Raw genomic sequence first — 5,448 nt, 5'->3', positions numbered from 1 at the left:
ATTCCCTACGTAGCGGAGGCCGTCGAGGGCATAATCACGGTCCACTAGCGTCTTTGCGACGGCCTCCGCTACGTAGGGAATCACGACATTGGGGCAGGCTCCCGCCGGCCCCACGCAGCGCGACAGCCAACAACCTCCACTCCAAGATTTCCAATTTCCGTATTGTAAAACGATCGCGCCGCGCTAGCCTGAAATCAGATGCGAGGCGGGGAAGAGGAATGGAGCTCCAACTCAACGGCAAGGTGGCGCTGGTCACCGGCTCGACGCAAGGCATTGGCCGCGCCATCGCCGAGACGCTGGCGCGCTGCGGCGCCGGCGGCCTGCTCGTCACCGGGCGCGAGAAGACGCGCGGCGATGCCGTTGCGGAAGAGCTTTCGCGGCTCGGCACGCCGACGGTTTTCGTCGCCGCCGACCTCGCCGACCCGGCAGCCCCTGCCCTTTTGGCGCAAGCCTGCATCGAGCGCTTCGGCCGCATCGATGCGCTGGTCAACGCCGCAGGACTGACCGACCGGGCCTCCTTCGTCGATGCCGATCTCGACGGCTGGGCCTCGCTGTTCGCGGTCAACGCGCGGGCGCCGTTCTTCCTCATGCAGGCGGCCATCGCCGACATGAAGAAGCGCGGAGAGCGCGGCGCCATCGTCAACATCCTGTCGATCAACGCCCATTGCGGCTCGCCGGAGCTCGCCGTCTATTCCGCAAGCAAGGGCGCGCTGGCCACGCTGACCAAAAACGCCGCCAACGCCCATCGCTTCGATCGCATCCGCGTCAACGGCATCAATGTCGGCTGGACCGACACGCCGGCCGAACGCGTCATGCAGGCCGACACGCTGGGCAACGGGCCGGGCTGGCTCGATGCCGCCAACGCCTCGCAACCCTTCGGCCGCCTGTTCTCGACCAGCGATATCGCCAACCTCGCCGTCTTCCTGCTTTCGGATGCTGCCGGGCCGATGACCGGCACGCTCGTCGACCAGGAACAGTGGGTGATTGGGGCGAACCGGTGAGCGCCATCGAAACGCAAGCGCCTGCATGACGCATCTCGCCGTCGGCGATTTCACGGTTGCCATCAGAAATTTGTCGCGATGACGGTGACTGAAAAGCCTATCGCATCATTCGCTCAAAGCACCCGCGCCGCCTCACAGTGCCAGGCTTCCCTGCTCCACCTCCTCGGCATTCGGATCTCCCGGTGCGGTGGCCCAGGCCAATTCGACCAGTGTCACGGTGCGCCGGCCTGTCCCGTCGAGCTGGCAGACGATGAGGCCCTGCTCCTCGATATAGGTCAACAGGCGCCGGGCGCGGCGCAGCGAGTGCGAGCCGTAGGCGCGGGCGATCGCGGCGTCGCTCGGGCAAGGCCAGCCCTCCTTCGCCGCGCGGGCAATCATCATGAACACGCCCTGCATGTCGTCGGGCAGCAGCGACGCGCGGACGGAAACGTCCCGCCATGCGTCGTCCTGCGTCGTCTCTGACCCAAGGCCGGCCCGGGCGCGCGTCAGCATGCGGCGGAACTCCGGCAGGTCGGGCACGACCGAGGCCAGGCCTTCGATGCGGGAGCGGACCACGAACTCCTGATAGAGTACCCCGATTACGCGAAAACCGGCGTCGGGCTGCGCCAGGATGGCGCGCAGCACGCGGTCCACGCGCTCGCGGCGCTCGGCCAGATCCTCGGCGCTGACTTGCGGCTCCGCCGGTTCGGGGCGGATTTCCAAGGCCGCCGACTTCGCCGCCATCAACTGGTCGAGCAGGTCCGGCGACGCCGGGCGGCGCGGCGTGCGCACCGTTTCGGGCGGCGGCGCCGCCAGGATGATCGCGCGTGCATCCTCGAGTGCTGCTTCCGGCATCGCCATCAGCCGCGGCGTTCCGTTGCGCGGGCTCGTATCCGTCGGGCCGATGCGCAGGCCCAGCGGACGGCGCGACAGCGCCGGGCCGAGCGCCATGAACTGCCCGCGTTCCAGATCGCGAAACGCCTCCGCCTGGCGCCGCTCCATGCCCAGAAGGTCGGCGGCACGCGCCATGTCGATATCGAGGAAGGTGCGGCCCATGAGGAAGTTGGACGCCTCGGCGGCGACGTTCTTGGCGAGCTTTGCCAGCCGCTGGGCGGCGATGATGCCGGCCAGCCCGCGCTTTCGCCCACGGCACATCAAATTGGTCATCGCGCCGAGCGAGAGCTTTCGCGCCTCGTCGGAAACCTCGCCGGCCACCGCCGGCGCGAACAGCTGCGCCTCGTCCACCACCACCAGCATCGGGTACCAGTGGTCACGGGCGACCTCGAACAGCCCGCCGAGGAAGGCGGCGGCACGCCGCATCTGGTTCTCGGCGTCGAGCCCTTCGAGATTGAGCACGGTGGAGACGCGATGCATGCGCGCCCGCTCGCCTGCCGCCTGCAGGCCGCGCTCGGTATGCTGCTCGGCATCGATCACCAGATGGCCGTAACGGTCGCCCAGCGAAACGAAGTCGCCCTCGGGATCGATGATGGTCTGCTGCACCCAGGGCGCGCTCTGCTCCAGCAGGCGCCGCAGCAGATGCGACTTGCCGGAGCCCGAATTGCCCTGCACCAAAAGGCGCGTCGCGAGCAGTTCCTCGAGATCCAGCTTCGCCGGGGCGCCTGCGGTCGTCTGTCCCATCTCGATCGCAACGGTCATCTCGACTCAGGCGCTCCTTTCGCAGACGGGCTTATCAACTGGGTCACGGCCCGTCGAGCGTGCATGACCGCCCGCGGCGTGTTGCGCACAACTGTGCAGGCACCGTCTGGAGGGGTCATCAGCCGATGCCTGGCGCAAACTTTGGGTTGACCCCTTCGGACCACGAGGCGACACTCCTCCCAACGCTACGAGTGCGAGGAGGAATGCGATGGACGAGCCCGAACGGTGGCGCCACATGTCGACGGCGCCGAAGGACGGCAGCCGCATCCTGGTCACTGTGCGTCCGTCCGAGCAGGGACCGGCGGAAGTCGACCTTGCCTATTGGTCGCGTGCCGACCAGTTCGCCTCGGAAGGCTGGCGCGCGTCGGACTCTTCGCCCGGGCGCGTCATCGAATACGCCGACCCGGAACTGAAATGCTGGATGCCGCTGCCCACCGCCAACCTTAGCCGCGCGTCGATGCCGGCGCCCTGGGAAGGTGAAGACGCCCAGCAGTTGGATGGGTCCGGGATTTGAGGGGCGCAAGAAATTGGCGAAAGCCGCAAAGCTGCCAATCTCCCCCCTCGTGGGGGAGATTAGCAGTTTCGTTGCCAGCTCGTTAAAACTTACCTCTCAGAACAGGAACGCGGCTGTGGCGGGGTTGGGTCCGTTGCGGCCCTCGGGCGAATCCATGCCGCGGATCGTCTGCAGGTCCTGCGCATCCAGTTCGAAATCGAAGACATCGAAATTGGCGGCGATGCGATCCCTGCGGATCGACTTTGGAATGACGATCAGCCCCTCCTGGAGATGCCAGCGGATGATCGCCTGTGCGACGGACTTGCCATGTTTTTTGGCGATGCCTGCAATGGTCGGATCGCCGAGCAGCCGGCCGCTGCCCAGAGGGCTCCAGCTTTCGATACGGATGTCGTGCTTGGCATGAAAGTCCCTGACACCGCGCTGCTGGAACTGGGGATGCAGCTCGATCTGGTTGACGACGGGCGTCACACCGGTCTCGCCGATGATCCGCTCCAGATGGTCCTGGTTGAAGTTCGAAACGCCGATCGATTTGATGCGGCCGGCCTGCCTGAGTTCGACCAGCGTCTTCCAGGCCTCGACATATTTGTCCTGGCTGGGCACAGGCCAGTGGATCAGGAACAGGTCGATCTGTTCGACGCCGAGCTTCTCCATCGTCTCGTCGAAGGCGCGCAAGGCCGCATCGCGCTGGTGCGCGCCGTTGCGCAGTTTCGAGGTGATGAACAGCTCAGCCCGCGGCACGCCGGCACTGCGGATCGCCTCTCCGACCCCTTCCTCGTTCTGATAGCCTTCGGCGGTGTCGATCAGGCGATAGCCGGCCTCGATGCCCCAACCCACCACGTCGGCGGTGATGTCCTGGTCGACCTGCCACACACCGAGGCCGAGTTGGGGAATGGCGGAGCCGTCGTTCAATGCAATCTGTTCGGGCATGATGGGCTGTTCAGGCATGAGGGATCCTTTGCAAAGCTGGGCCGGGCGTCCGCCCGGCGCACAGCCTATCTAGGTCCGACAAGGGGCAACGGCCAGCCGACAGCGGACAAATTGCCGTGTGAAGTGCGCCTGCAAGTGTGACTTCGGCGTCGGCCGCATCCTCACCGCGGCCGGCGCACCGCCCGCACCACCCCGGCGGATGTGCTGCCGCAATAAAGGCGGTCGCCGCCATCGGATTCCAGCCCCGACACGCCCATCCCGGCCGGCATGTCGAGCTTCTCCAGAACCTTGCCTGATTTCGGGTCGACGCGGCGCAGGTCGCTCTGGTCGCCTTCCCAGGTGGCGTGCCACAGCTCGCCCTCGACCCATGTCACCCCGGTGACGAAGCGGTTGGATTCGATGGTGCGCAGGATCGCACCGGTTTCCGGGTCGACCTGGTGGATCTTGCGTTCGCGGTATTGTCCCACCCAGAGCGTTCCTTCGGCCCAGGTCAGCCCGGAATCGCCGCCACCACCGGGCGCCGGAATAGTCGCCAACACCTGGCCGGTATCAGGGTCGATCTTCTGTATCAGGTCGTTGGCAAGCTGGAAGAAATGCTGGCCGTCCCAGGCGGTGCCGGCATGCGCCGCGACATCGATCGAGCGCAGGTTCTGCCCGCTCTCCGGATCGAAGGCGTTCAGCTTCTCGCCCGAGGCAAACCAGACATTGCTGCCGTCAAAGCTCACCCCATGCACCCTCTCCACATCGGCAAAGGGTCCGTATTCGCGCAGGATTTCGGCCGTTGACTGTTTCATGTCCTTGTCCTCATTGAGATCCGATGTCACTTCCTAACCGTTCGGCAGCGGGGCCGGGAGTAACAAGGTGGTCGTGAATCCCACCAGTGGAGGCGTCATCCAGCGGCGCGCCCGGCCGTGACCGAAAAACTGCACCTTGCCGGCCTCGCCAAGCTGCTCCAACGCCCGCTGCACGCTGCGCTGCCCGGTGCCAAGCGCCAGCGCCAACGCCGAACTCGCCCAGGATTCACCGTCGGCAAGGAAAGCCAGCACCGCCGCGTGCCGCTCCTCGATCGGCCGCGCCAGCACCAGCACCTCGCGTGCCTGGCGCGGCGCCAGCGCGAAGCCCTGGCTGGTGGCGCCGATGTCGGCCAGGCTCCGCAATTCGGTGCGCAGCCGACCGATCTCGACCCGCAGCCGCGCCCGATGCGATTCATCGGCGTGCCTGCCGCCGAAGGCTTGCGCGATCAGCGTCGCCCTGGACACATCGCCTGGCCACGCTTCGGCGAGCGTACGGGCCAGCGCGAACAGAACCGGGCGCGTGGCCAGCGAGACCGTTTTCTCCTGTTGGCGCACGACATATCGGAAATTATCGACC

General features: G+C 66.4%; 5 protein-coding genes and 1 pseudogene. 2 read left to right on the top strand and 4 right to left on the bottom strand.

Translation table 11 applies throughout. The features are described 5' to 3' along the window. Positions 1–218 precede the first annotated feature (218 nt). A complete protein-coding gene (locus tag EN991_RS21680) occupies positions 219–1,001 on the top strand; it encodes an SDR family oxidoreductase (protein WP_063172588.1) in 783 nt (260 codons plus the stop codon). A 132-nt stretch (positions 1,002–1,133) separates the two neighbouring features. Here EN991_RS21680 and EN991_RS21675 read toward each other — a convergent pair whose 3' ends face one another. Beyond that, positions 1,134–2,636: an ATP-binding protein gene (locus EN991_RS21675; protein WP_127369516.1), complete on the bottom strand. Its 1,503-nt coding sequence runs from the start codon at positions 2,634–2,636 to the stop codon at positions 1,134–1,136. A 208-nt stretch (positions 2,637–2,844) separates the two neighbouring features. Here EN991_RS21675 and EN991_RS21670 point away from each other — a divergent pair, with 208 nt between their 5' ends. Next, positions 2,845–3,150: a hypothetical protein gene (locus EN991_RS21670; protein WP_013530714.1), complete on the top strand. Its 306-nt coding sequence runs from the start codon at positions 2,845–2,847 to the stop codon at positions 3,148–3,150. Positions 3,151–3,246: 96 nt separating this feature from the next. Here EN991_RS21670 and EN991_RS21665 read toward each other — a convergent pair whose 3' ends face one another. From EN991_RS21665 to EN991_RS21655, 3 genes and pseudogenes are all read right to left on the bottom strand, one after another. After that, entirely contained in the window at positions 3,247–4,095 is an 849-nt protein-coding gene (locus EN991_RS21665) for an aldo/keto reductase (RefSeq protein WP_127369515.1), read from the bottom strand. 143 nt (positions 4,096–4,238) lie between these two features. Continuing rightward, complete coding sequence (locus tag EN991_RS21660; protein WP_013530712.1) at positions 4,239–4,871, bottom strand: PQQ-binding-like beta-propeller repeat protein; 633 nt, start codon at positions 4,869–4,871, stop codon at positions 4,239–4,241. A 33-nt stretch (positions 4,872–4,904) separates the two neighbouring features. Continuing rightward, positions 4,905–5,448 (bottom strand): annotated as a pseudogene (locus tag EN991_RS21655) (helix-turn-helix domain-containing protein); the annotation flags it as partial.

This window comes from Mesorhizobium sp. M7A.F.Ca.US.005.03.2.1 (assembly GCF_003997795.1).
Lineage (GTDB): Bacteria > Pseudomonadota > Alphaproteobacteria > Rhizobiales > Rhizobiaceae > Mesorhizobium > Mesorhizobium ciceri.
This window is presented reverse-complemented; position numbering and strand designations above follow the sequence as displayed.

Bases quoted from the DNA above. Each gene is read 5' to 3' on its own strand.
- EN991_RS21680 (WP_063172588.1), top strand. From the start codon at position 219: ATGGAGCTCCAACTCAACGGCAAGGTGGCGCTGGTCACCGGCTCGACG.
- EN991_RS21675 (WP_127369516.1), bottom strand. From the start codon at position 2,636: ATGACCGTTGCGATCGAGATGGGACAGACGACCGCAGGCGCCCCGGCG.
- EN991_RS21670 (WP_013530714.1), top strand. From the start codon at position 2,845: ATGGACGAGCCCGAACGGTGGCGCCACATGTCGACGGCGCCGAAGGAC.
- EN991_RS21665 (WP_127369515.1), bottom strand. From the start codon at position 4,095: ATGCCTGAACAGCCCATCATGCCCGAACAGATTGCATTGAACGACGGC.
- EN991_RS21660 (WP_013530712.1), bottom strand. From the start codon at position 4,871: ATGAAACAGTCAACGGCCGAAATCCTGCGCGAATACGGACCCTTTGCC.